This is a genomic window from Duganella radicis, from assembly GCF_009720825.1.
GTDB classification, from domain to species: domain Bacteria; phylum Pseudomonadota; class Gammaproteobacteria; order Burkholderiales; family Burkholderiaceae_D; genus Rugamonas; species Rugamonas radicis.
The window spans coordinates 18,176-41,380 of the sequence record NZ_WNKY01000003.1 but is presented as its reverse complement, the minus strand read 5'-3'; the positions used below and the strand labels follow the sequence as shown (position 1 = coordinate 41,380).

The window sequence follows — 23,205 nt, the reverse complement described above, 5'->3', positions numbered from 1 at the left end:
TGCTGAGCGCCGTCAAGCAAGCTGGACGCTGCTTGCTGTGGTATGGTGGCGGGCTATGACGCAAGAATCGTATAAACCGTATAAACGTTGCATGGTGATGGGCGGTGGCGGATTCCGTTTCGGGATTTACATCGGCATGTATGCCGCGCTGCGCGAGGCCGGCAAGGCGCCGGATGTGCTGCTGGCCAGCTGCGGCGGCGCTATCGCGGCCGCCATCATCCATAATCTGCCCGATCCCGAGGCGCAGCGCGCGTGGCTGTCGTCCGAGGCCATGTACCAGTTCTGGTGCAGCTTGCGCTCGACCGACAACGCAGTGCTGCTCGGCACCCTGCTGCGCGCCGCCAAACGCAAGATGAACAACGTCAGCGCGCCCGTGATTCCGGACCTGTTCAACGATTATCTGTTCGAGATTCCACCACAGCTGCCCTTCCCGCCCGCCACCGGCACGCCGGCGGTGGATGTCGCCATCATCGGCGGCAAGCTGCTGTTCGATGCGTCGGATGTCGGCCAGCCGCGCGGCCGGCGCAAGCTGTACGCGGAGACGGTGTTCTGCAAGGAACGCGCGGCAGCCGCGCTGCAAGGCATGGATTCGCCGCTCAGTGACCCGCGCTGGGGCGACCACGCCATCGCCCGCGAGCTGCTGACCGACAGCAGCGTGGCCGTCACCGACGCCGCCCGCATCTCGATAGCCGACATGATTTACTTCCGCTGCGCCCACCATCGGGGCGATGAATACATCGGCGGCGTGCTCGATCTGTTCCCGGTCGAAATCGCGCGCAAGCTGGGCGAGGAAGTGGTTATGGAATTCAAGGAGGCCTTCGACCAGGTGTTCGCGATTCCCGCCTGGCGCTCGGTGCTGGGGGTGGACGGCAATGCGCGCCTGCGTTATGCCAATTCGCATCTGGCCGACATGCGCATCGATTCGTCCGACGTGTCGGTGGTGCTGGAGAAGCAGCAGCTACAGCAAAAGCTGGACTGGCTGCGCAACCGCATCGAGCTGCGCATGCCGCCGAGTTACGAGATCTTCGTCCAGCATATGCAGGACCAATGGCGGTACGGCTACCAGCGCGCGCAGGAAGCGCTGGCATGGCCGCCACGCCAGCAGCCGACGGTCCGCCGCGCCAACCGCCACAGCAAACCACTCAGCAGCATCGAGCCTTAGAGGAAATCCGAGGCCAGGGCCTGGTGCAGCGACGCCACCGCCGCCGAACCCTCGCCCACCGCCGCCGCCACGCGCTTGACCGAGCCGCTGCGCACATCGCCGACGGCAAAAATGCGCGGGCGGCTGGTCTCCAGGAAGTGGCGCGGCCGCTCCAGCGGCCATTTCTCGTCCGGCACGTCCGGGCCGGTCAGCACGAAGTTCTTGTCGTCCAGCGCCACGCAGTCACCCAGCCATGCGGTGCTGGGCTCCGCGCCGAGGAACAGGAACAGATGGCGTGCCGGCGCCTCGCGCGGCTCGCCGCCCGCGCTTTGCCAGCAGATGCTTTCCAGCCGGTCGCCGCCGCGCAGTTCAACGATCTGCTTGTGCGTGTGCAGCGTGATCTTGGGCGACGCTTCGATGCGCTGGATCAGGTAGCGCGACATGCTGGCCGCCAGCCCGCTGGAACGCACCACGATGTGCACATGCTTGGCGTGCTGCGACAGGAACACCGCCGCCTGCCCGGCCGAATTGCCGCCGCCGACGATCACCACTTCTTCATTGGCGCAGAAGTTCGCTTCCATGAAGGAGGCGCTGTAGTAGACGCCGCGTCCTTCAAAGCGCTCCAGTCCCGGCAGGTCCGGCTTGCGATAGCGCGCGCCGCTGGCAATCACCATGGAGCGCGCGCGCAGCTTCTCGCCGCTATCGAGCGCGATGTCGTATTCCGGACTGTCGCAATTGACGGCGCTGACCTTGACCGGCACCGCCACCTCGGCGCCGAACTTGCGCGCCTGCGACAGGCCGCGGCCGGCCAGGGCCTGCCCTGACACGCCGGTCGGGAAGCCGAAGTAGTTTTCGATCTTGGAGCTGGCGCCGGCCTGGCCGCCGGGCGCTTTGGCATCCAGCACCGCCACCGTCAGGCCTTCCGATGCCGCGTACACCGCCGCCGCCAAACCTGCGGGACCGGCGCCCACCACCACCACATCGAACAGACGGCCGTCGATGCCATCCGGGCTGATGCCAATGCCGTCGGCCAGCTGGCGCAACGTCGGTTTGCGCAACACTTCGCCGCTGAGCGTGACCACGGCCGGGACGTCTTCAGGCGTGACGCCGAAGCGGGCCATCAGCGTCCTGGCCTCCTCATCGTCCGAATCGCTGTCGAAATAGGCGGCCGGCTGGCCATTCCGGTTGAGGAAATGGCGCAGGATCAGGGTTTGCTGCGAATCGCGCGCGCCGAACAGCACCACGCCGCCGGTCTGATCGGACATGTAGACCACGCGCCGCAGGATGTAGGCGCGCATGATGGTTTCGCTCAGTTCCGCTTCTGAAATCACCAGCGTGCGCATGGCGTCCTCGCTGATCACGATCAGTTCACTGTCGGCCACCACGCGCGCGGTGGCGACGGCGGCGCGGCCGGCCAGCGATCCCATCTCGCCGGTGAACATGCCGGGGCCGTGGGTGCCGATGATGGTCGATCCGAGCGCCGAGCCACGCTCGATCTCGATCGAGCCTGAGATGATGACGTAGGTGTCGATATGCCGGTCGCCCTGACGGAACAACACCGCGCCGGCGGTAAAGTGGCGGCGTTCGCCATAGCGCAGCAGGACGTCGAACTGGTCTTCGCTCAGGGTGGGGAAAATCTGATGCCGACGGTTGCCGACGTCGGATGACGCCAGGTGAGGGGCGGTGTTGGCGCCGCCGAATTTCTGATCCATGCCGTGTCCTCGCGGTGTAGTGCGGCCATGATAGCGCTAATTACGCCATGGCGCCGGGCATTGCTCAGCGCCAACAATCATGCCATAAAAATATTTCTCGTTCAAAATTACTAATTTCCGTTTCTTTTGGGTTAAAATGGCGCCTGACATTATTTCTTACCCTAAATCTACTAATCATGCGCGCACTGAAAACCCTCGCCATCAGCACCGTGGCCAGCCTCGCCGCCGTTTCCGCTCAGGCAGCCTCGCTGACCTCCAGCCAAATCCTCAACCAGTTCAACGCCGTGATCACCGGCAACGTGTCGACCACCAGCGATATCGAAGGCCGCCTGGTTGTCAACAATCTGGTTCAGGGCGCCACCTTCTACAACAATCCGCGCGGCAACGCTTCGGACTACTCGGCGGTTAACGCTATCAATATCGGCGCCAACGGCGGCGGCAACGTCAACAACGCCGGCGGCGTCAACTGGATCAACAGCAACGCCGGTCACTTCAACCTGAACGGCGGCGGCAGCGTCCAGCACGGCGTGCCGACCTTCTCGATCTCGGACTTCTCCACCCCGCTGAACACGCTGGAAGCCCAACTGGCCGGCATGACCAGCGCCAACAGCCTGCTGAACTCGTCCGATCCAAACAACTTCACCTTCAAGCTGACCGGCAACGCCAGCAGCACCTCGGTGTTCAACATCACCACCAGCCAGCTGGCCTCGGCGGCCACCATCAAGTTCAGCGGCGTGGCCGACACGGTGGTGATCAACGTGCGCTATGACGGCAGCTCCAGCACCGACAAAGCCCTGACCATCAACGGCAATTTCAACGATGACACCCACCTGGGCAACCGCATCATCTGGAACTTTGTCGACACCACCGCCGTGAACTTCCGCGGCTGGTACGGCACCGTGCTGGCCGGCACCTCGGACGTCCAGGCCGGTTCGGCCATGAACGGCTTCCTGTACGCCGAAAGCTACACCGGTCCGGGCGAACTGCACGACCGCAACTTCCTCGGCACCCTGCCGGCCGTTCCCGAGCCATCGACCTGGGCCATGATGGGCGTCGGCCTGGCCGGCCTGGCGCTGGTGCGCCGCCGTCAGAACAAGGCCTGATTTCCCGGCCTTGCAACGCAAACGGAGCCCGAGGGCTCCGTTTTTACTTCAGCGGCACAATTGCTGCCACTGCGCCTCGAATTCCGCCGGCGACACATCCTGCGCCAGCAAAGTCAGGTCGCGCGCCACCGAGATGTAGCGCTGGTAGCCGATGTAGCCGCCAAACGCGTCCTTGGCGTTGACCTCGCCGCACGGGGCGCCGCCCTTGCCGATGAACTGGTTGCGGAATTGCGCCTGTGAAGGCTCCAGCACCTTTTCCCTGACGTATTTTTCGCCCAGTGTGGTCAGCGTCGCCGCTTCTTCACGCTGTTTTTGCTCGGCGGTCTTGCCGCAAGCGGCCAGCGCCAGCAATAATGCGATCGTGATAACCAATCTCATATCTTTTCTCTTTATTGTTCCTGCAACCACGTATTAACGCGGCAACGCCCCGCATTGTTGACATGCGGCGGCTTTGCTAAAATGCCAAACTTTACAAACCCATCAGGAGACTTCATGTTCTTTAATAATAATTCTAACCGCTGGGGCAAAGCTGTGCTTGCTTGTGCAATGTTGCTGACCTCTTATGCCGAGGCAGCGGAAAAACTGGCCCATGTCACCATCCTCGCCACCGGCGGCACCATCGCCGGCAGCGGCGCCAGTTCCACCACCACGGTCGGCTACACCGCCGCCACCGTCGGCGTGGAGCGGCTGATCGCCGCCGTGCCGGAACTGGCCAAGGTGGCCGACGTCAAGGGCGAGCAAGTGTTCCAGATCGCCAGCGAGAACATGAGCAACGACCATTGGCTCAAGCTGGCCAAGCGCGTCAACACCCTGCTGGCGCAGCCGGACGTGGATGGCATCGTCATCACCCACGGCACCGACACCCTGGAAGAAACCGCCTACTTCCTGGACCTGACCGTGAAAAGCAAGAAGCCGGTGGTGCTGGTGGGCGCCATGCGTCCGGGCACCGCGCTGTCGGCTGACGGCCCGATCAACCTGTACAACGCCGTGCTGCTGGCCGCCAGCCAGGACGCGGTCGGCAAAGGCGTGCTGGTGGCGTTGAACGACCAGATCCACGCCGCCCGCGACGTCACCAAGACCAACACTTCGACCCCGGACAGCTTCAAGACGCCGGAACTGGGTCTGCTGGGCTATATCCAAGGTAACAAGCCTTACTTCTACCGCGCCTCCACCCGCAAGCACACGGTGGACAGCGAGTTCGACATCAGCAAGCTGGACACCTTGCCGCAAGTGGACATCGTCTACGGCTACGCCAATGTCAGCCCGGTGGCGCTGAACGCGCTGGTGGCGGCCGGCGCCAAGGGCATCATCCACGCCGGCGTGGGCGATGGCAGCCTGGCCACCTCGGTCAAGACCGGTCTGGTGGCGGCGCGCCAACAAGGTGTGCTGATCGTGCGCTCGGCGCGCGTCGGCCAGGGCATCGTGGCGCGCAACGGCGAGGCCAATGACGACGAACTGGACTTCGTGGCCTCCGATACGCTGAATCCGCAGAAAGCCCGCATCCTGCTGATGCTGGCGCTGACCAAGACCAGCGACAGCAAGCAGATCCAGCGCATGTTCTACACCTACTGATCGCGCCTACGGATAGCTGGGCCGCGTCATGCGGAACAGATTATCCGGCGTGATTTCGAAGTAATCGGCCGGGCCGCCGCCACGCAAGACGGGGCGCGAACCGGCCGTGTCGTAAATGCCGTCGCGCAGCGCGCTGCGCGCGATGTGCACGCCCACCACCTCCCCCAGAATCAGCCAGCTGTTGGTCTCGACGCCGGACGCGCCTTGCAGGCGGATGATCTGGCTGCACTTGCATTCAAACGCTACCGGGCTGTCCGCCACGCGCGGCGGCGCGACCACGCGCGATGGCGCGGTCGCCAGGCCGGCCAATTGGAATTCGTCCACCTCCGGCGGCGCGCTGGCGCAACTGGCGTTCATGGCTTCGGCCAGCGGGCGCGTGGCCAGGTTCCAGACGAATTCGCCGGTTTCCTCGATATTGCGCAGCGTGTCCTTGCGGCCCAGGCTGGCGAAGCCGATCAGCGGCGGCGTGTAGTTGAAGGCGTTGAAGAAGCTGTACGGCGCCAGGTTCAGGGCGCCGCCAGCGGAGCGGGTGGAGATCCAGCCGATCGGACGCGGACCGACGATGGCATTGAAGGGATCGTGCGGCAGGCCGTGGCCTTGTGCGGGTTCATAGAAGTATTGATTATCCATGCCACATTGTCGCATAGACGTAAAGAAACAATTTATACAAAAGTGGACTTGCGCGGCTAGCGTGCGCCCCGCAATATACGCAGATCACTTACTTGAAGCACGTACCATGGATCTCGAGCTGCAATTTCGCCTGCTGAAAGCGGCGCCACCCAACAAAGTCCTGCTGGCCTTTCGCAAGGACGCCGATGCCAGCAGCTTGCTGCCGCCCCCAACGGCGGCCGATCCGCGCGGCAAGGTGGAATGGGTGGCGGTGGAGCTGAACAGGCAACAGATCGGCATCGCCCGGCTGGAGCTGGCGGCGCCGGAGTTTTGCTACGTGTCGGAACTGATGATCCAGAGCCGCTATCGCGGCATGGGCATTGGCCACTGGATCATGAAACGCATCGAGCAGTACGTGCTGGGGCTGGGCATTCGCCGCCTGCTGCTGGTGGCGGCGGCCGGCACGGACGACTTCTACAAATCACAGTCCTTCGTGCAGGATCCCATCATCCCGCGCATGCTGCGCAAGGACATCAATCCCTTCCAGCCGAAGATGTTCGCGCCACCACTGCGCTAAGGCTTATTTCAGCCGCTACAGCAGTCCATCTTGAGGGCCGGTTGTTAACAAATTCTGTGGATAAGCCTGTTAACAAGCGCCAGCACCCTATCCCAACTTACTGATTTCAAACGATAAAGTTTGGCTGCGTAATTTTTCCGCAGCTAAGTTATCCACCGCACGGTGACTGGACCACTTGCGTGGATATTAACTTAGGAGCATAATCCAATGATAACAATTCTCATTTAGCCAGCCAAAAGCCAGCCATGCCATCACTTCAAGGACGACCATGGCTATGCAAAAAACTCCGCTGGCGCTGATGCTGGCGAGCCTCTCCCTTTCCCCTTACGCTGCGGCCCAGACCGAGCAAACCATGCAAACGGTGACCGTGACCGGCGCCAGCGACGAGGGCTACCGCATCTCCTCCTCCAACAGCGCGTCCAAGATCGACGCCCCGCTGCGCGACATTCCGCAGACCGTCAACGTGGTGCCGGCGCAATTGCTGCGCGACCAAGGCGCGCGCTCGCTGCAAGACGCGCTGAAAAACGTGCCCGGCATCGGCCTGTCCACCGGCGACGGCCAGCGCGACCAGGTGACCATCCGCGGCTTTAGCGCCATCAGCGACCAGTTTGTCGATGGCATGCGCGACGATGCCCTGTATTTCCGCGACCTGTCGAACATCGGGCAGGTGGAGGTGGTGAAAGGCCCGGCTTCGGTGCTGTACGGGCGCGGTTCGTCCGGCGGCATGATCAACCGCATCAGCAAAAAACCGGGCGTGGACCGCAGCGAAGTCAGTCTGCAAGTTGGCAGCTGGGGCCAGAAGCGCGGCGAATTCGACCTCGCACGCAACCTGCCCGAGCAAAACGCCGCCGTGCGCCTGACCGGCGCGGTGGAAGATGCCGACAGTTACCGCGACCAGCAATTCCTCGAACGGCAAGCGCTGGCGCCGTCCGCGCTGTTCCGCATCAGCCCGGACACGCAACTGCTGCTGCAAGCCGATTATCTGCACGACAAGCGCGTGACCGACTTTGGCAATCCTTCCTACCAGGGCCGTCCGGTGAATGTACCGGCCAGCACTTACTATGGCGCGGCCAACGCGCGCCAGTTCGATTTCAGCGAATCGCGCGTGTACAGCTATGGCTTCACGCTGGACCACCGCTTCACTGCGCAGCTTTCGCTCAGAAACGCCTTCCGCCACTACGATTATTCGTTGCACCGGAATAATACGCTGGTCGGCTCGGTGAACGAGACCGCCAGGACCGTGTCGCTGACGCGCGGTAATGTCCTGCGCGACGAAGACGGCTATAACAATCAGACAGAGCTGACCCAGCACGCCGAACTGGGCGGCATGCAGCACACAGTGCTGTACGGCGTGGAATTCGGCAAGCAGAACAAATACCAGCTGGTGCGCTCGCAAGCCAATGCGGCCACCGTGTCATTGTTCAACCCGATCGCACCGGTCGTGCCATTTACGGCCGGCGGAGCGCCCACGGCGAACAATCTGGGTATTTTCAAAGTGGCCAGCGCCTATGTGCAGGACTTGGTGACGCTGGCGCCGGAGTGGAAAGCGCTGGCGGGCGTGCGCTACGACCGCTTTGAGCAGCAGACCCAGCAACGCATCGCCGGCCTGGCTAACCTGTCCCGCACCGACCGCAACTGGAGCCCGCGCGCCGGCCTGGTGTATCAGCCAAGCGCGACGCAATCCTATTACGCCTCGTTCAGCCGCTCCTTCCAGCCGTCGGGCGAAGGTTTCGCGCTGGCGGCCAACAATGTCGATATCGCGCCGGAAACCACCAAAAACAAGGAAGTCGGCGCCAAATACGACCTGTTCGGCGGCCGTGCGTCGGCCGGTGTGTCGGTGTTCCAACTGACGCGCGACAATATGAAATCCAGCGATCCGGTCACCAACAAGTTGCTACCGGTCGGCACGCAGCGCACCAATGGCGTGGAACTGACTTTCGGCGGCGATCTGGGCGATGGCTGGCAAGCCTGGGCCGGCTACGCCTGGCTGGATGCGAAAATGATTGCTTCGGTGGCAAAAGACGACGGCCAGCTCGTGCAAGGCAAACAACCGACGCTGACGCCGAAAAACAGCGCCAACCTGTGGCTGACCAAGTCGCTGGCCGGCCACTTTGGCGTCGGCGGCGGTCTGAACTACGTCGGCGACCGTTTTGCCAATCCGGGCAACACGGTGGTGCTGCCGAGCTACGTGACGGCCGACGCCATGGTCTATTACCGCGATCGCGACCTGGACCTGACGCTCAATCTGCTGAACCTGGCGGACAAGGCTTACACCATCGCCGGTCACGGCAGCAATAAAAACCTCAACTTGCCGGGCGCGCCACGCTCGGCGCAGCTGACGGCGCGCTATCGCTTCTGAAGGCGTTCGATCAGTTCGTAAATGCCCATGCCGGCTAGCATAGCGGCAACAAAAATCAGGGCCTTGGGCAGGCCCATTCCCAACCCGACCAGCGCAGGCCCCGGACAAAAACCGGCAATGCCCCAACCCACGCCAAACATAATAGAACCACCGATTAAACGGCGGTCTATTTTAGTGGCGCTGGGTAGTTTCATTTCAAATCCCAGTAAAGTGGTCTGCTGCTTTTTAGCCCAGAAAAAAGCAAAGAAACCTACGCCGATAGCGCCGCACATGACCAGCATCAACGACGGGTCCCATGCGCCGGCCAAATCCAGAAAACCCAGCACCTTGGCCGGATTCGCCATGCCCGAAATAATCAGTCCAAGGCCGAATATTAATCCGGTCAAAAAAGAAACGATGATCATAGATGACGTACCAAAAACACTGTAATAAATCCCGCCAGCATAAAGGTCAGCGTGGCAATGGCGGATCGGAAGGATAATCGGGAAATCCCACACACGCCATGACCGCTGGTGCAACCCGAGCCGAATCGCGTTCCTATTCCAACAATTAAACCGGCAATAAGCAGTGTTGGCGTATCAGCCTCAATCTGCACTGACGGCAACTGAAAAAAGATAGCGTAAATAATAGGGGAAATAATCAGACCGGCGATAAAGGCGGCCCGCCAGCCCCAATCGCCGCGATGCGGTCTGATCAGACCGCCGATAATGCCGCTGATGCCGGCGATGCGCCCGTTAAAAACAACGAATATGGCAGCGGCCAAGCCAATCAGCAGTCCGCCGGCCAAACTGGCGGCCGGCGTAAATGTATTCCAATCCACGGTCATCCGGATCTCCTCAAAGCAGGTCCGGGGCTTGGCGCCCCGGACGGAAGATCAGAGTATGCCAGAAATCAGTGGCAACGCGCCAATTTCTGGCATACTGGCGCCGCTGTTTGCCGGCTAGCCCGCCGCCAGACGCAGGCCACGTACCGGTTTGCCAGCATGATCGGATACTGCTTTCGCTGGCAAATGGGAAACCGAGGCATTGGATGCATCGAGTTTAAATTGCCCAACGGCTTCGGTTAAATGATAGGCCTGTTGTTTTAATTCCTGCGCGGCCGAACTGGCTTCCTCGACCAAGGCGGTATTCCTTTGTGTCATACCATCGATTTGGCCGATCGCACTGCTCACCTCTTGAATCCCGGCGCTCTGCTCCTGGCTGGCGTGGCTAATATCGAGGATTATTTCCGTTACCTTGCGCACGCTGGAAACCACCTCCTGCATTGTGGTTCCAGCTTTTTCAACCAGATGCGAACCACTGCCGACTTTTTCCACCGAATCATCAATTAATACCTTAATTTCTTTGGCAGCCAGCGCCGCACGTTGCGCCAGATTACGCACCTCGGTAGCCACTACCGCAAAACCCCGGCCCTGTTCACCGGCACGTGCCGCTTCCACGGCCGCATTCAACGCCAGGATATTCGTCTGGAATGCGATCCCGTCAATAACGGAAATGATATCAACGATTTTTTTGGACGAATCATTAATCGACGCCATCGTTTCAGTCACCTGCCGCATTACCTCGCCACCCTGCTCCGATACTTCCGACGCCGACTGCGACAATTGATTCGCTTGCTGTGCATTGCTGGCGTTCTGCTTGACCGTCGAGGTCAGCTCGTCCATGGCGCTTGCCACCCGCTCCAGCGATTGCGCCTGTTGCTCGGTGCGGGCCGACAAGTCCTCGTTCCCGGAAGCGATCTCGTTCGAGGCATTGGTGATGGCGTCGGTGCCCTGCCTTACATCCTGCACGATACCTGCCAGGCTATCGCGCATGCTCTTGATGGCAAACAGCAAGCTATCCTCGTCTTTCTGCGTCAGTTGCACATTAACGGCCAGATCGCCCTTGGCGATACGGCGGGCAATCTCAGCCGCATACGCCGGCTCGCCGCCCAACTGCTTGAGCAACACCCGTTTGATCAACCCGGCGATGACCACACTCAGCACAACCGCCACCACCGCCAGTATCGTCACCAGTTGCTGCGCGCTGCTGGCATCGCTGGCCACCGCCCCGCTGGCGGCGTCAAACTCCTTCTGGGCAGCCGTTACCAGCACCGCCATGTCCTCCACGATGCGACGGCGCAGCGGGCTGCATTCAGTCACCAGGAACTTGCCGTACTCCTCCATTTTCTTGGCTTCACGGAGCTGGCGTGGGCGCTTCAAGGCGTCCGCCATGGCCAGCAAGCCCTCTTTGACTTTGGCAAACTGGGGGTCGTTGGCATAGGCTGGCGTCATTTTTTCCAGCGCCGAGAGATAAAGCGCTTTCTGCTCATCGACAATGGCCAGCTCCTTGGCGGCCTGTGCATCGTCTTCAAAGATGTAGGCATTACGCGCTGCCAGTCCGGTCTGTGCCAGCGCCTCCCGCGCCACGTAGAGCGGATCGAGCTTCTCGGACGACATCTTGTCTTGCTCCTGGAACGCCTGCGACAGCGAAGACACCCGCATCACCGAGAACACGGCCAGCACCAGCATCAAAGCCGTCAACATGCCGAAGCCAAGCCACAGCTGGGTACCAATTTTTAATTTTTTGAAAGAATCCATGATTTCGCACCTTTATAACAAGCAAAGTTGGACAGCAACGAAGCTCGCGGGATCGGGGCGAAAGAAACAAAACGAAGATGAGACACGCTGGCAGCAATGGGGCAGCGCAAGATGAAGTACCGTTAAGCAACAATATGCCGCGAATAGCTCACAGAATCAACACAAAAAAAACTATGAGTCCTCGAAGCAACAGTCGTGTGGCCTGCCCAGCTGGGTTCGAACCAGCGACCCTCAGCTTAGAAGGCTGATGCTCTATCCAACTGAGCTATGGGCAGAAAGACGTCGCAGGAATCTGCGGCGGAAATGAAAAACGGGCTGTCCGAAGACAACCCGTTTTTAGAGATTTTGGTCGGAGTACAAGGATTCGAACCTTGGACCCTCTGGTCCCAAACCAGATGCGCTACCGGGCTGCGCTACACTCCGATGAACAGTATTTTAGCCTCACTCGCCTTCGGCGTCAATCAAAGCACCCGATTTAAATTTCATTGCTGAAATTTTACGCAGCCAGCTGGGTTTCCACCTTGTCGGCGATGCGACGTGCCATCGACTGCGCGGCCTCGGCGTCGCGCGCCTCGACCATCACGCGGATCAGCGGTTCGGTGCCCGATGCGCGGATCAGCACGCGGCCGCTGTCGCCCAGTTCGGACTCGACCTTGGCCTTTTCCGCCACCATGGCGGCATTTTTGGTCCAGTCGAAACCGGCCGGCACGCGCACATTGATCAGGGTTTGCGGGAAGATGGTCAGGTCGGCGCAGCATGCCTCCAGCGATTTGCCGGCGCGTTTCAGGGCCGACAGCACTTGCAGGGCGGAGATGATGCCGTCGCCGGTGGTGTGCTTGTCCAGCGCCAGCAGGTGGCCCGAGCCTTCGCCGCCCAGAATCCAGCCTTTTTCCTGCATCACTTCCAGCACGTAACGATCGCCCACCTTGGCGCGCGCGAAGCCGATGCCCTTCTCTTTCAACGCCACTTCCACCGCCATATTGGTCATCAGGGTGCCGACCGCGCCGGCGACCGGACCGGTGGCCAGGCGGTCCATCACCATCAGGTACAGCAGCTCGTCGCCGTTGTACAGGCGGCCATTGGCGTCGCACATGATGAGGCGGTCGGCGTCGCCGTCCAGCGCGATGCCGAGGTCGGCGCCGTGCGCCTGCACGGCCGCGGCCATGGCTTTGGGCGCGGTGGCGCCGTGTTCCAGATTGATGTTGAAACCGTCCGGCTTGTTGCCGATGGCGATCACTTCCGCGCCCAGTTCATGGAACACGTGCGGGGCGATGTTGTAGGCCGCGCCATGGGCGGTGTCGACCACCACTTTCAGGCCGCGCAGGTCCAGTTCGTTCGGGAAGGTACTCTTGCAGAATTCGATGTAACGTCCCTGAGCGTCGTCCAGGCGCTTGGCGCGGCCCAGTTTTTCCGACGCCACGCAGTTCATTGGCTGGTCCAGCTCGGCTTCAATGTCGAGTTCCACCGAATCCGGCAGCTTGGTGCCCTGGGCCGAGAAGAATTTGATGCCGTTGTCCTGGAACGGGTTGTGCGAGGCCGAGATCACCACGCCGGCCGACAGGCGCAGCGCGCGGGTCAGGTAGGCGATGGCCGGGGTCGGCATCGGGCCGGCCAGCATGACGTCCACGCCAGCGGCCGAAAAACCGGCCTCCAGCGCCGCCTCCAGCATGTAGCCGGAGATGCGGGTGTCCTTGCCGATCAGGACGGTCGGGCGGCCGGTGCCGCTGCGCTTGCTGGCCAGCACCTTGCCGGCCGCGTAGCCCAGGCGCATGACGAAATCAGGGGTAATCGGCGCTTCGCCTACCAGGCCGCGGATGCCATCGGTGCCAAAATATTTACGGGTCATTGTGTACTCTGTTCGTTATAGGTTTATTGCGCGGCGTTCCACACTTTGAGCGCGTCCACCGTCTCTGCCACATCGTGCACCCGCACGATCAGCGCGCCTTGCGCTACCGCAGCCAATGCACCACCCACACTGCCGGCCATACGCTGTTCGACGGGTTTGCCGGTCACCGCGCCCACCATGGACTTGCGCGACAGGCCCGCCAGCAACGGCATATTCAGCTCGGCAATCAGCCGGGATGTAGATTTTAGCAACGTGTAATTATGCTCTACCGTTTTGCCAAAGCCAAGGCCGGGATCGATGCAAATCCGGCGTGGATCAATGCCGGCCGCCAGCATGGCGTCGATGCGCTCGCGCAGGAAGGCGATCACCTCGGCCACCACGTCGGTATAGCTCGGCGCCAGCTGCATGTGCTGCGGATCGCTTTGCATGTGCATGATACACAGCGCGCAGTCACTGTCGCGCACGGCTTCGATGGCGCCCGGCGCGCGGAAGCCATTGATATCGTTGATCATGTCGACCCCGGCGATGATGGCTTCGCGCATCACCTGTGGCTTGTAGGTATCGACCGAGATGGCCGGGCCCATGTCGCGCACCGCGTACAGCACCGGCATCACGCGTCGCAGCTCGTCTTCCAGCGACACCGGCGGCGAACCGGGACGGGTCGATTCGCCGCCGACGTCGATGATGTCGACACCGGCCTCGACCATTTCCTCGGCATGGGAAATGGCGAATTCCAGCGACTGGTAATTGCCGCCGTCGGAAAACGAATCGGGCGTCACGTTGAGGATGCCCATCACGCGCGCGCGCGCGCCCTGCCCCCGCCACGGGAAATTAAAACGGCCAAACTGTAAGGTGGATTGCATGGGAAACGAAAATGAAAAAGGGCGAGGATCGCTCCTCACCCTTGGTGTTGATGCCTTGCCGTCCGATCAGGCCGGTGCGGTCACGCTCGGCGATACGCCGTTGCCGCCATCGCCCGAAGGCGGTTTGCGCAGCGACACGCCAGCCTTCGGCGGGCGCGGCTCCAGGCCGGCCATGATGTCGTTGATCTGGTCCGCGTCGATGGTTTCCCATTCCAGCAGGGCCTTGGTCATGACTTCGACCTTGTCGCGGTTCTCTTCCAGCAGCTTGCGGGCCAGCGCGTATTGCGTGTCCAGGATGGCGCGGATTTCCGCGTCCACTTTTTGCTGGGTCGCTTCCGAGATGGTCTTGTTGGTGCCGCCCAGGAAGCCGTCGTTCTGCGTATCCTCGTACACCATCACGCCCAGCGCGTCCGACATGCCGAACTTGGTGACCATCGAGCGGGCCAGCTTGGTGGCGCGCGAGAAGTCGTTCGAGGCGCCGGTCGACATCTGGCCGACAAAGATCTCTTCCGCGATGCGGCCGCCGAACAGGATGGAAATTTCTTCCAGCATCTTGTCCTTGTAGCCCGAAATATTATCGTGCTCCGGCAGCTGCCAGGTCAGGCCCAGCGCCCAGCCGCGCGGCATGATGGTCACTTTGTGGACCGGGTCGGCCTTCGGCAGCAGCTTGGCCACCACCGCGTGGCCGGACTCGTGGTACGCGGTGTTGCGGCGCTCGTCCTCACGGATGACCATCGACTTGCGCTCAGGGCCCATGTAGATCTTGTCCTTGGCGTCCTCGAAGTCCTGCATGTCGACCAGGCGCTTGGAGCGGCGGGCGGCAAACAGCGCGGCCTCGTTGACCAGGTTGGCCAGGTCGGCGCCCGAGAAGCCCGGGGTGCCGCGCGCCAGGATGTCGGCCTTGACGTCGGTGCCGATCGGCACTTTGCGCATGTGCACGTTCAGGATCTGTTCGCGGCCGCGGATGTCCGGCAGGCCCACGTTGACCTGGCGGTCGAAACGGCCCGGACGCAGCAGCGCCTTGTCCAGCACGTCGGCACGGTTGGTGGCGGCGATCACGATCACGCCGGACTGGGCTTCAAAGCCGTCCATTTCCACCAGCAGCTGGTTCAGCGTCTGTTCGCGCTCGTCGTTGCCGCCGCCCATGCCGGCGCCGCGATGACGGCCGACCGCGTCGATCTCGTCGATGAAGATGATGCAAGGCGAATGCTTCTTGGCGTTCTCGAACATGTCGCGCACACGGGACGCACCCACGCCGACAAACATTTCCACGAAGTCCGAACCGGAAATCGAGAAGAACGGCACCTTGGCTTCGCCGGCGATGGCGCGCGCCAGCAGGGTTTTACCGGTGCCCGGAGGACCGACCATCAGCACGCCGCGTGGAATGCGGCCGCCCAGTTTCTGGAACTTGCTCGGATCTTTCAGGAAGTCGACGATCTCGGCGACCTCTTCCTTGGCTTCGTCGCAGCCGGCCACGTCGGCCAGGGTGACGGTGTTATTGGTTTCATCCATCATGCGCGCCTTCGACTTGCCGAAGGAGAACGCGCCGCCCTTGCCGCCGCCCTGCATCTGTCGCATGAAGAAGATCCACACGCCGATCAGCAGCAGCATCGGGAACCACGACACGAACACCTGCGACAGGAACGATGGCTCCTCAGGCGGTTTCACGTCGAAATGGATGCCGTTGTCGCGCAGGTCGCCGATCAGGCCGCGGTCGAGCAGCGTGGCGGTGGTGCGGACTTTGGTATCGTCGCTGCGGGTGGCGGTGATGTTGCCGCCTTCAATCACGACGTCCTTGATGCGCTTGGCTTTCACGTCATCCAGCAGGTCGGAATAAGCGATGGCTTTGGCTCCACCGGTTACGCCATGGCTGTCAAACTGCTTGTACAGCATAAGCAGGAGCAGTACCACGACTACCCAGATGGCTGATTTGGAAAACATGTTATTCACGAAAACTCCTTGGATGCGAGGCGCATCGATAAACCTGGCTGAAATTCGATTTTACCCGCAATAGGCAGGAGGTGCCAGAACCCTGCCGTGCGCCGGCTTAAAACCGGCTGAAAAGCATATTATTTGAGCAAAAACACCCTGCAATCAAGTTAAAACTGCTCTTCCAGTGAGCGATGTGCGGGTTGTTCGGCAAATATCAAGGGCGCCAGCCGCCGGAATCCAACGGCTGGGCCGAGGCCATGCCGCCTTCGGTCGGATTTTTCAGGCCACGGCCGAGCAGGAAAATCTCGGACGATTTGTCGCGGCTGGCTTTTGGTTTCTTTTGGATCACGGTTTTAAATTCGGCGCGGAATTTATGCACGATGTCGTTGAAACCCATATCCTTAAAACATTTCACCAGCAGGGAACCTTCCGGTTTCAAATGCGCTTGCGAGAATTCAATTGCCAGATCGATCAGATGCTCCATGCGCGCGGCGTCGGAATCCGGAATGCCGGACAGGTTGGGCGCCATATCCGATAACACCAGGTCAACTTTCTGGCCCTGCACCACCGCCTCCAGCTGTTGCAGCACCTCGGCTTCGCGGAAATCGCCCTGGATGAAATGGAAATCGGCCACCGGCTCCATCGGCAGGATGTCCAGCCCGATCAAGGTGCCGTGCACGCCCCCGCCCTCCTTGCCGGACAGCTTGCGGCGGGTGTACTGGGCCCAGCTGCCCGGGGTGCAGCCCAGGTCGACGATCACCTGGCCCGGCTTGATGAGCTTTTCATCCTCATCGATCTCTTTCAGCTTGAAAGCCGCACGGGCGCGATAGCCCTCTTTCTGGGCCAATTTCACGTAAGGATCGTTAATATGGTCGTGAATCCAGTTTTTGTTTATTTTGTTCTTAGCCATTCGCGTAGAATACTGCCTTTAAGGAACCTACAAAAAATAATTTTATGATCAAACTGACTCCTGCCGAGCGCAGCGCACTGCGCGCCGAAGCCCACGGCCTGAAACCCATCGTCCTGATCGGCGAGGCTGGCCTGACTGCCAACGTTATCAAAGAAATCTCGCTGGGCCTGGACGCCCACGGCCTGATCAAGGTCCGCGTGTTCGGCGACGACCGCGAAGCGCGCATCGCCATGTACGAAACCATTTGCGAGCAGCTGAAAGCGGCGCCGGTGCAGCACATCGGCAAGCTGCTGGTGCTGTACCGCCCGAAAGTGGAAACGGAAAAAGCCCGCGGCACCAGCGCCGGCAAAGGCATGCGCGAAGTCACCATCGTCAAGGCCAGCCCGACCGGCACCAAGCGTCCGTCGGTCACCAAGGTACTGCTGAAGGGGAATGAACGTGTGACTCAGGGCGGCAACATCAAGCGCGCCAAGGCGCGCCAGAAGTCGACCAAGAAGACGGTATTGGGTTGATACGCCATCGCTCCCGCGCCAGCGGGAGCGAAATCATCATTACTGCTTCACCACCAGCCACGCGGCCAGCAGGCTTTGCACCAGGTAGATGGCACTGGAAATCCCGTGCAGGATGCCAAATTCATTGCGCGCGGCGCCTTCCATCACACCGCCCGGCCCCGCCGCGGCACGCAGCGACGCCATCATCGGCTGCAAGCCGAAGTGCGACACCAGGGTACATCCCAACATCACCACCACGATCAGCAGCAGGTTGCGGCGCGACTTGGCCGCCATATTCACGGCCGAACCGGCAAAAATGCCGCCGGTGCCGGTATTGGTCGCCCACAGCAGCACCAGCATCACCAGCGCGCAGACGATCGACAGCCAGGCCTGATTGGTGAACAGGCTGGCGGCAATGGTGCCGGCCAGCACGCGGTCACTCAGCGTGGCGAACAGGGTCGGTGCAGCCAGATAGCCCACCGCCCATAAACTGCCGGCCCACAGGGTCGCGACCAGCAAACGTGTGCGGGCGAGTAGCATCAGACGTAACGCACTTCCAGGATTTCGTATTCGCGCGGGCCGGCCGGGGCCTGCACTTCCACCACGTCGCCGGCCGACTTGCCGATCAACGCGCGGGCGATCGGCGAGGTCACCGATACCTTGTTCAATTTGATGTCCGCCTCGTCGGTGCCGACGATCTGGTAGCTGACGTTGTCGCCGGTTTCCAGGTCTTCCAGATCCACGGTGGCGGCAAACACCACGCGGCCGTCCGCGTCCAGGGTGGTCGGGTCGATGATCTGGGCGGTGCTCAGCTTGCCTTCCAGTTCCGCGATGCGGCCTTCCACGAACGCCTGGCGTTCCTTGGCGGCATCGTACTCGGCGTTTTCCGACAAGTCGCCATGCGAGCGTGCTTCGGCAATGGCGTCGATCACGATGCGGCGTTCTTTGGTCTTCAACTGGTGCAACTCTTCTTTCAGGAGTTCTGCGCCGTACTTGGTAAGTGGAACTGAAGTCATGTTATTTATTTACTCTGTTTTTACAATGGAAAACCACAGAGGCCGCGCCAAAACTGCCAGCGCGAGCTCTGTGGTCCGGGTACTACCTAAACCTCACAGGCTTAGTGTAAGGTTTTATGCAGCCCTTGTAAATCGTACACGCGCAATTCGTCCAGATGACGGATGCCCTCCACCGCCGCCTCGGCGCCGGCGATGGTGGTGTAGGTGGTCACGCGCGAGGCCAGCGACGAGGTGCGGATGGCACGCGAGTCGATGATGGCGTTGCGCTTCTCTTCCACCGTGTTGATGACCAGGACAATTTCGTGGTTCTTGATCATGTCGACGATGTGCGGACGGCCCTCCACCACTTTGTTGACGGCGGTGACCGGGATGCCGGCCGCCGCGATCACCGCCGCGGTGCCCTTGGTGGCAGCCAGCGTGAAGCCCATGTCGACCAGGTCGCGCGCCACCTTCACGGCGCGCGGCTTGTCCGACGATTTCACCGACAGGAATACCTTGCCCGATTTCGGCAGCTTGACGCCGGCGCCCAACTGCGATTTGACGAAAGCCTCGCCGAAGGTCTTGCCGACGCCCATCACCTCACCGGTCGATTTCATCTCGGGGCCGAGGATGGTGTCCACGCCCGGGAATTTCACGAACGGGAACACGGCTTCCTTGACGCTGTAGTACTCGGGCACGATCTCCTTGGTGATGCCCTGGTCCGCCAGCTTCTGGCCCACCATGCAGCGCGCGGCGATCTTGGCCAGTTGCAGGCCGGTGGCTTTCGACACATAAGGCACGGTGCGCGACGCGCGCGGGTTCACTTCCAGCACGTAGACCACGTCCTGGCCGTCCTGCTTCTGGATCGCGAACTGCACGTTCATCAGGCCAACCACGTTCAGGCCCTTGGCCATCAGCGAGGTCTGACGCTTCAGTTCATCGATGGTTTCCTGCGCCAGCGAGTACGGCGGCAGCGAGCAGGCCGAGTCGCCCGAGTGGACGCCGGCTTGTTCGATGTGTTCCATCACGCCGCCGATGAAGGTGGTTTCGCCGTCCGAGATGCAGTCGACGTCGCACTCGATGGCGTCGTTCAGGAAGCGGTCCAGCAGCACCGGCGAGTCGTTCGATACCTTGACCGCTTCGCGCATGTAGCGCTCGAGGTCACGCTGCTCGTGGACGATTTCCATCGCGCGGCCGCCCAGCACGTAGGAAGGACGCACCACCAGCGGGTAGCCGATTTCCTGTGCCAGGGCCAGCGCTTCGGCTTCGGTGCGCGCGGTGCGGTTAGGCGGCTGGCGCAGACCCAAGTCCTGCAGCAGCTTCTGGAAACGCTCGCGGTCTTCGGCGGCGTCGATCATGTCCGGCGAGGTGCCGATGATCGGCACACCGTTGGCTTCCAGATCCAGCGCCAGTTTCAATGGGGTCTGGCCGCCGTACTGCACGATCACGCCGGCCGGTTTTTCCAGGTCGACGATTTCCAGCACATCTTCCAGCGTCAGCGATTCGAAGTACAGGCGATCCGAGGTATCGTAGTCGGTCGACACGGTCTCCGGATTGCAGTTGACCATGATGGTCTCGTAGCCGTCTTCGCGCATGGCCAGCGCGGCGTGCACGCAGCAGTAGTCGAATTCGATGCCCTGGCCGATACGGTTAGGGCCACCGCCCAGCACCATGATCTTCTTCTTGTCGGTCGGGTTGGACTCGCATTCCTCGTCGTAGGTCGAGTACATGTACGCGGTGTTGGTCGCGAATTCGGCGGCGCAGGTGTCCACGCGCTTGTACACCGGACGAATGCCCAGCGAATGGCGGTACTTGCGCACTTCGGCCGGGGTGGTTTGCAGCAGGAAGGCCAGACGGCGGTCCGAGAAGCCCTTCTGTTTCAGCTTGTACAGCGTGGTCTTGTCCAGCTGCTCCAGCTTCTGCGTGTCCATCCACAGTTCCAGGTCGACGATCTCTTTAATCTGGATCAGGAACCATGGGTCGATCTTGGTCAGCTGCTGTACTTCTTCCAGCGTGAAGCCCTGGGCGAAGGCGTCGCCCACGTACCAGATACGTTCCGGACCTGGCTCGCCCAGTTCCTCTTCGATCTTCTCGCGGTCCTTGGTCTTCTCGTTCAGGCCATCCACGCCCACTTCCAGGCCGCGCAGGGCTTTCTGGAACGATTCCTGGAAGGTGCGGCCGATCGCCATCACTTCGCCCACGGATTTCATCTGGGTGGTCAGGTGGTGGTCGGCGGTCGGGAATTTCTCGAAGGTGAAGCGCGGCACCTTGGTCACGACGTAGTCGATCGACGGTTCGAACGAGGCCGGGGTCGCGCCGCCGGTGATCTCGTTGCGCAGCTCATCCAGGGTGAAGCCCACGGCCAGCTTGGCCGCCACTTTGGCGATCGGGAAGCCGGTGGCTTTCGACGCCAGCGCCGACGAACGCGATACGCGCGGGTTCATCTCGATGACGATCATGCGGCCGTCTTTCGGGTTGATCGAGAACTGCACGTTCGAACCGCCGGTGTCCACGCCGATTTCACGCAGTACCGCCAGCGAGGCGTTACGCATGATCTGGTATTCCTTGTCGGTCAGGGTCTGTGCCGGCGCCACGGTGATCGAGTCGCCGGTGTGCACGCCCATCGGATCCAGGTTTTCGATCGAGCAGATGATGATGCAGTTGTCCGCCTTGTCGCGCACCACTTCCATCTCGTACTCTTTCCAGCCCAGCAGCGATTCTTCGATCAGCAGCTCATTGGTTGGCGAGGCTTCCAGGCCGCGTTTGCAGATCGCTTCGAATTCCTCTTCGTTGTAAGCGATGCCGCCGCCGCTGCCACCCATGGTGAACGACGGGCGGATGATGGTCGGGAAGCCGACTTGCTTCTGCACCGCCCACGACTCCTCCATCGAATGCGCCACGCCGGAACGGGCCGAGCCCAGGCCGATCTTGGTCATCGCATCCTTGAATTTGGAGCGGTCCTCAGCCTTGTCGATGGCTTCCGGAGTGGCGCCGATCAGCTCAACCTTGTACTTGTCCAGGATGCCGTTGCGGTGCAGGTCCAGCGCGCAGTTCAACGCGGTCTGGCCGCCCATGGTCGGCAGGATGGCGTCCGGCTTTTCCTTGGCGATGATCTTCTCGACGATCTGCCAGGTGATCGGTTCGATGTAGGTGACGTCGGCCATTTCCGGGTCGGTCATGATGGTCGCGGGGTTGCTGTTGACCAGAATGACTTTGTAGCCTTCTTCGCGCAGGGCCTTGCAAGCCTGGGCGCCGGAATAGTCGAACTCACAGGCCTGGCCGATCACGATCGGGCCAGCGCCAATAATCAGAATACTTTTAATGTCTAAACGTTTTGGCATTTATTTTTTCTCCGTTGCTTCCATCAGGCCGATGAAGCGGTCAAACAGGTAAGCGACGTCAGTCGGGCCAGGCGATGCTTCAGGGTGGCCCTGGAAGCAGAAGGCCGGCGTGTCGGTGCGGGCGAAGCCTTGCAGCGAACCGTCGAACAGCGACACGTGGGTCACGCGGCAGTTGGCCGGCAGCGTGTTCGGATCGACAGCGAAGCCGTGGTTCTGGGACGTGATCAGCACTTGTTTGCTGTCCAGGTCCTGCACCGGGTGGTTGGCGCCGTGGTGGCCGAATTTCATTTTCAGGGTGGTGGCGCCGGAGGCCAGGCCCATGATCTGATGGCCGAGGCAGATGCCGAACAGCGGGATCTTCTTCTCCATGAACACCTTGGCGGCGGCGATGGCGTAATCGCAAGGCTGCGGATCGCCAGGACCGTTCGACAGGAACACGCCGTCCGGGTTCAGGGCCAGCACTTCCTCAGCGGTGGTTTGCGCAGGAACGACGGTGACTTTGCAGCCGCGCGAGGTCAGCATGCGCAGGATGTTTTTCTTGACGCCGAAGTCGTAGGCCACGACGTGGAAGTTAGAGTCTTGCAGCTTGCCATAGCCCTCGCCCAGCGCCCATTCGGTCTCGGTGAACTCGTACTTCTCTTTCACGGTCACCACCTTGGCCAGGTCCATGCCCGACAGGCCAGGGAACGAGCGGGCCAGGTCCAGCGCCTGCGACACCGACGGTTCGTTACCCTGGGTGCCAGTGACGATGGCGCCGGACTGGGCGCCCTTCTCGCGCAGGATACGGGTCAGTTTGCGGGTGTCGATACCGGCGATGGCGACGATGTTCTCGGCCTTCAGGTAGTCGGACAGCGATTGGGAGGAGCGGAAATTCGAAGCGATCAGCGGCAGGTCACGGATGATTAGACCAGCGGCGTGCACTTTGGTGGATTCGACGTCTTCGGTATTGATACCGTAGTTGCCGATGTGTGGATACGTCAGGGTGACGATCTGGCGGCTGTAGGAAGGATCGGTAAGGATTTCCTGATAGCCGGTCATGGAAGTATTGAAGACCACTTCACCGGTCGTATGGCCGGCGGCGCCGATCGAAAAACCTTTGAAAATGGTTCCGTCAGCGAGGGCCAGTATGGCTGGAACGGCGGGGCCAGAAAAAAATGGCGGCAAGGGCAACTCCTG

At 61.3% G+C, this 23,205-nt stretch carries 20 protein-coding genes and 2 tRNA genes; 6 read left to right on the top strand and 16 right to left on the bottom strand.

Annotation, left to right across the window (positions count from 1 at the left end; translation table 11 throughout):
• Positions 1–55: 55 nt before the first annotated feature.
• Positions 56–1,162, top strand: a complete 1,107-nt coding sequence (locus GM676_RS04825) for a patatin-like phospholipase family protein (protein ID WP_229262543.1) — start codon at positions 56–58, stop codon at positions 1,160–1,162.
• Here GM676_RS04825 and GM676_RS04820 read toward each other — a convergent pair.
• Positions 1,159–2,853, bottom strand: coding sequence for an FAD-dependent oxidoreductase (locus tag GM676_RS04820; protein ID WP_155462265.1), 1,695 nt, complete (start codon positions 2,851–2,853; stop codon positions 1,159–1,161). The two genes, GM676_RS04825 and GM676_RS04820, sit on opposite strands and share 4 nt — an antisense overlap.
• A gap of 176 nt (positions 2,854–3,029) precedes the next feature.
• Here GM676_RS04820 and GM676_RS04815 point away from each other — a divergent pair, with 176 nt between their 5' ends.
• Positions 3,030–3,956, top strand: coding sequence for a collagen-binding domain-containing protein (locus GM676_RS04815; RefSeq protein WP_170304220.1), 927 nt, complete (start codon positions 3,030–3,032; stop codon positions 3,954–3,956).
• Positions 3,957–4,004: 48 nt separating this feature from the next.
• Here the strand turns inward: GM676_RS04815 and GM676_RS04810 are convergent, their stop codons facing one another.
• Positions 4,005–4,334, bottom strand: a complete 330-nt coding sequence (locus GM676_RS04810; RefSeq protein ID WP_155462264.1) for a hypothetical protein — start codon at positions 4,332–4,334, stop codon at positions 4,005–4,007.
• A gap of 168 nt (positions 4,335–4,502) precedes the next feature.
• Here GM676_RS04810 and GM676_RS04805 point away from each other — a divergent pair, with 168 nt between their 5' ends.
• Positions 4,503–5,528, top strand: coding sequence for a type II asparaginase (locus tag GM676_RS04805; RefSeq protein WP_155462263.1), 1,026 nt, complete (start codon positions 4,503–4,505; stop codon positions 5,526–5,528).
• Positions 5,529–5,534: 6 nt separating this feature from the next.
• Here the strand turns inward: GM676_RS04805 and GM676_RS04800 are convergent, their stop codons facing one another.
• Positions 5,535–6,158: a flavin reductase family protein gene (locus GM676_RS04800; protein ID WP_155462262.1), complete on the bottom strand. Its 624-nt coding sequence runs from the start codon at positions 6,156–6,158 to the stop codon at positions 5,535–5,537.
• Between the two features lie 106 nt (positions 6,159–6,264).
• Here GM676_RS04800 and GM676_RS04795 point away from each other — a divergent pair, with 106 nt between their 5' ends.
• Both GM676_RS04795 and GM676_RS04790 read left to right on the top strand, forming a co-directional pair.
• A complete protein-coding gene (locus GM676_RS04795; protein ID WP_155462261.1) occupies positions 6,265–6,714 on the top strand; it encodes a GNAT family N-acetyltransferase in 450 nt (149 codons plus the stop codon).
• A gap of 268 nt (positions 6,715–6,982) precedes the next feature.
• A complete protein-coding gene (locus GM676_RS04790) occupies positions 6,983–9,073 on the top strand; it encodes a TonB-dependent receptor (protein WP_211923155.1) in 2,091 nt (696 codons plus the stop codon).
• Here GM676_RS04790 and GM676_RS04785 read toward each other — a convergent pair.
• The 9 genes from GM676_RS04785 to GM676_RS04745 all read right to left on the bottom strand — a co-directional run bounded on the left by GM676_RS04785 (position 9,061) and on the right by GM676_RS04745 (position 17,202).
• Positions 9,061–9,477, bottom strand: coding sequence for a DUF6691 family protein (locus GM676_RS04785; RefSeq protein ID WP_155462260.1), 417 nt, complete (start codon positions 9,475–9,477; stop codon positions 9,061–9,063). The two genes, GM676_RS04790 and GM676_RS04785, sit on opposite strands and share 13 nt — an antisense overlap.
• Complete coding sequence (locus GM676_RS04780) at positions 9,474–9,899, bottom strand: YeeE/YedE family protein (protein WP_155462259.1); 426 nt, start codon at positions 9,897–9,899, stop codon at positions 9,474–9,476. Before GM676_RS04780 ends, GM676_RS04785 begins: the two co-directional genes overlap by 4 nt.
• Positions 9,900–10,013: 114 nt before the next feature.
• Positions 10,014–11,651, bottom strand: a complete 1,638-nt coding sequence (locus GM676_RS04775; RefSeq protein ID WP_155462258.1) for a methyl-accepting chemotaxis protein — start codon at positions 11,649–11,651, stop codon at positions 10,014–10,016.
• A 198-nt stretch (positions 11,652–11,849) separates the two neighbouring features.
• Positions 11,850–11,926 (bottom strand) — tRNA-Arg (locus GM676_RS04770).
• A 71-nt stretch (positions 11,927–11,997) separates the two neighbouring features.
• Positions 11,998–12,074 (bottom strand) — tRNA-Pro (locus tag GM676_RS04765).
• A 73-nt stretch (positions 12,075–12,147) separates the two neighbouring features.
• Positions 12,148–13,497, bottom strand: coding sequence for a phosphoglucosamine mutase (glmM, locus tag GM676_RS04760; RefSeq protein ID WP_155462257.1), 1,350 nt, complete (start codon positions 13,495–13,497; stop codon positions 12,148–12,150).
• Positions 13,498–13,520: 23 nt separating this feature from the next.
• Positions 13,521–14,360 carry a dihydropteroate synthase gene (gene folP / locus GM676_RS04755; RefSeq protein WP_155462256.1) on the bottom strand — a complete coding sequence of 280 codons (840 nt, stop codon included), beginning with the start codon at positions 14,358–14,360 and terminating at the stop codon, positions 13,521–13,523.
• A gap of 66 nt (positions 14,361–14,426) precedes the next feature.
• Positions 14,427–16,310 (bottom strand): ATP-dependent zinc metalloprotease FtsH, encoded by a 1,884-nt coding sequence (gene ftsH / locus GM676_RS04750; protein ID WP_371866115.1) that lies wholly within the window; start codon positions 16,308–16,310, stop codon positions 14,427–14,429.
• Positions 16,311–16,506: 196 nt separating this feature from the next.
• Positions 16,507–17,202, bottom strand: coding sequence for an RlmE family RNA methyltransferase (locus GM676_RS04745; RefSeq protein ID WP_155462255.1), 696 nt, complete (start codon positions 17,200–17,202; stop codon positions 16,507–16,509).
• Between the two features lie 44 nt (positions 17,203–17,246).
• On the opposite strand from GM676_RS04745, the gene GM676_RS04740 reads away from it, so the two are divergent.
• Positions 17,247–17,714: a YhbY family RNA-binding protein gene (locus tag GM676_RS04740; protein ID WP_155462254.1), complete on the top strand. Its 468-nt coding sequence runs from the start codon at positions 17,247–17,249 to the stop codon at positions 17,712–17,714.
• Between the two features lie 39 nt (positions 17,715–17,753).
• Here GM676_RS04740 and GM676_RS04735 read toward each other — a convergent pair whose 3' ends face one another.
• From GM676_RS04735 to carA, 4 genes are all read right to left on the bottom strand, one after another.
• Positions 17,754–18,233: a DUF4149 domain-containing protein gene (locus GM676_RS04735; protein ID WP_155462253.1), complete on the bottom strand. Its 480-nt coding sequence runs from the start codon at positions 18,231–18,233 to the stop codon at positions 17,754–17,756.
• The gene (gene greA / locus GM676_RS04730) at positions 18,233–18,709 is read right to left on the bottom strand and encodes a transcription elongation factor GreA (protein WP_155462252.1); all 477 of its coding nucleotides are present in this window, start codon (positions 18,707–18,709) and stop codon (positions 18,233–18,235) included. Before greA ends, GM676_RS04735 begins: the two co-directional genes overlap by 1 nt.
• Before the next feature lie 101 nt (positions 18,710–18,810).
• Positions 18,811–22,029: a carbamoyl-phosphate synthase large subunit gene (gene carB / locus GM676_RS04725; RefSeq protein WP_155462251.1), complete on the bottom strand. Its 3,219-nt coding sequence runs from the start codon at positions 22,027–22,029 to the stop codon at positions 18,811–18,813.
• Positions 22,030–23,193 (bottom strand): glutamine-hydrolyzing carbamoyl-phosphate synthase small subunit, encoded by a 1,164-nt coding sequence (carA, locus tag GM676_RS04720; protein ID WP_155462250.1) that lies wholly within the window; start codon positions 23,191–23,193, stop codon positions 22,030–22,032.
• Positions 23,194–23,205: the final 12 nt, after the last annotated feature.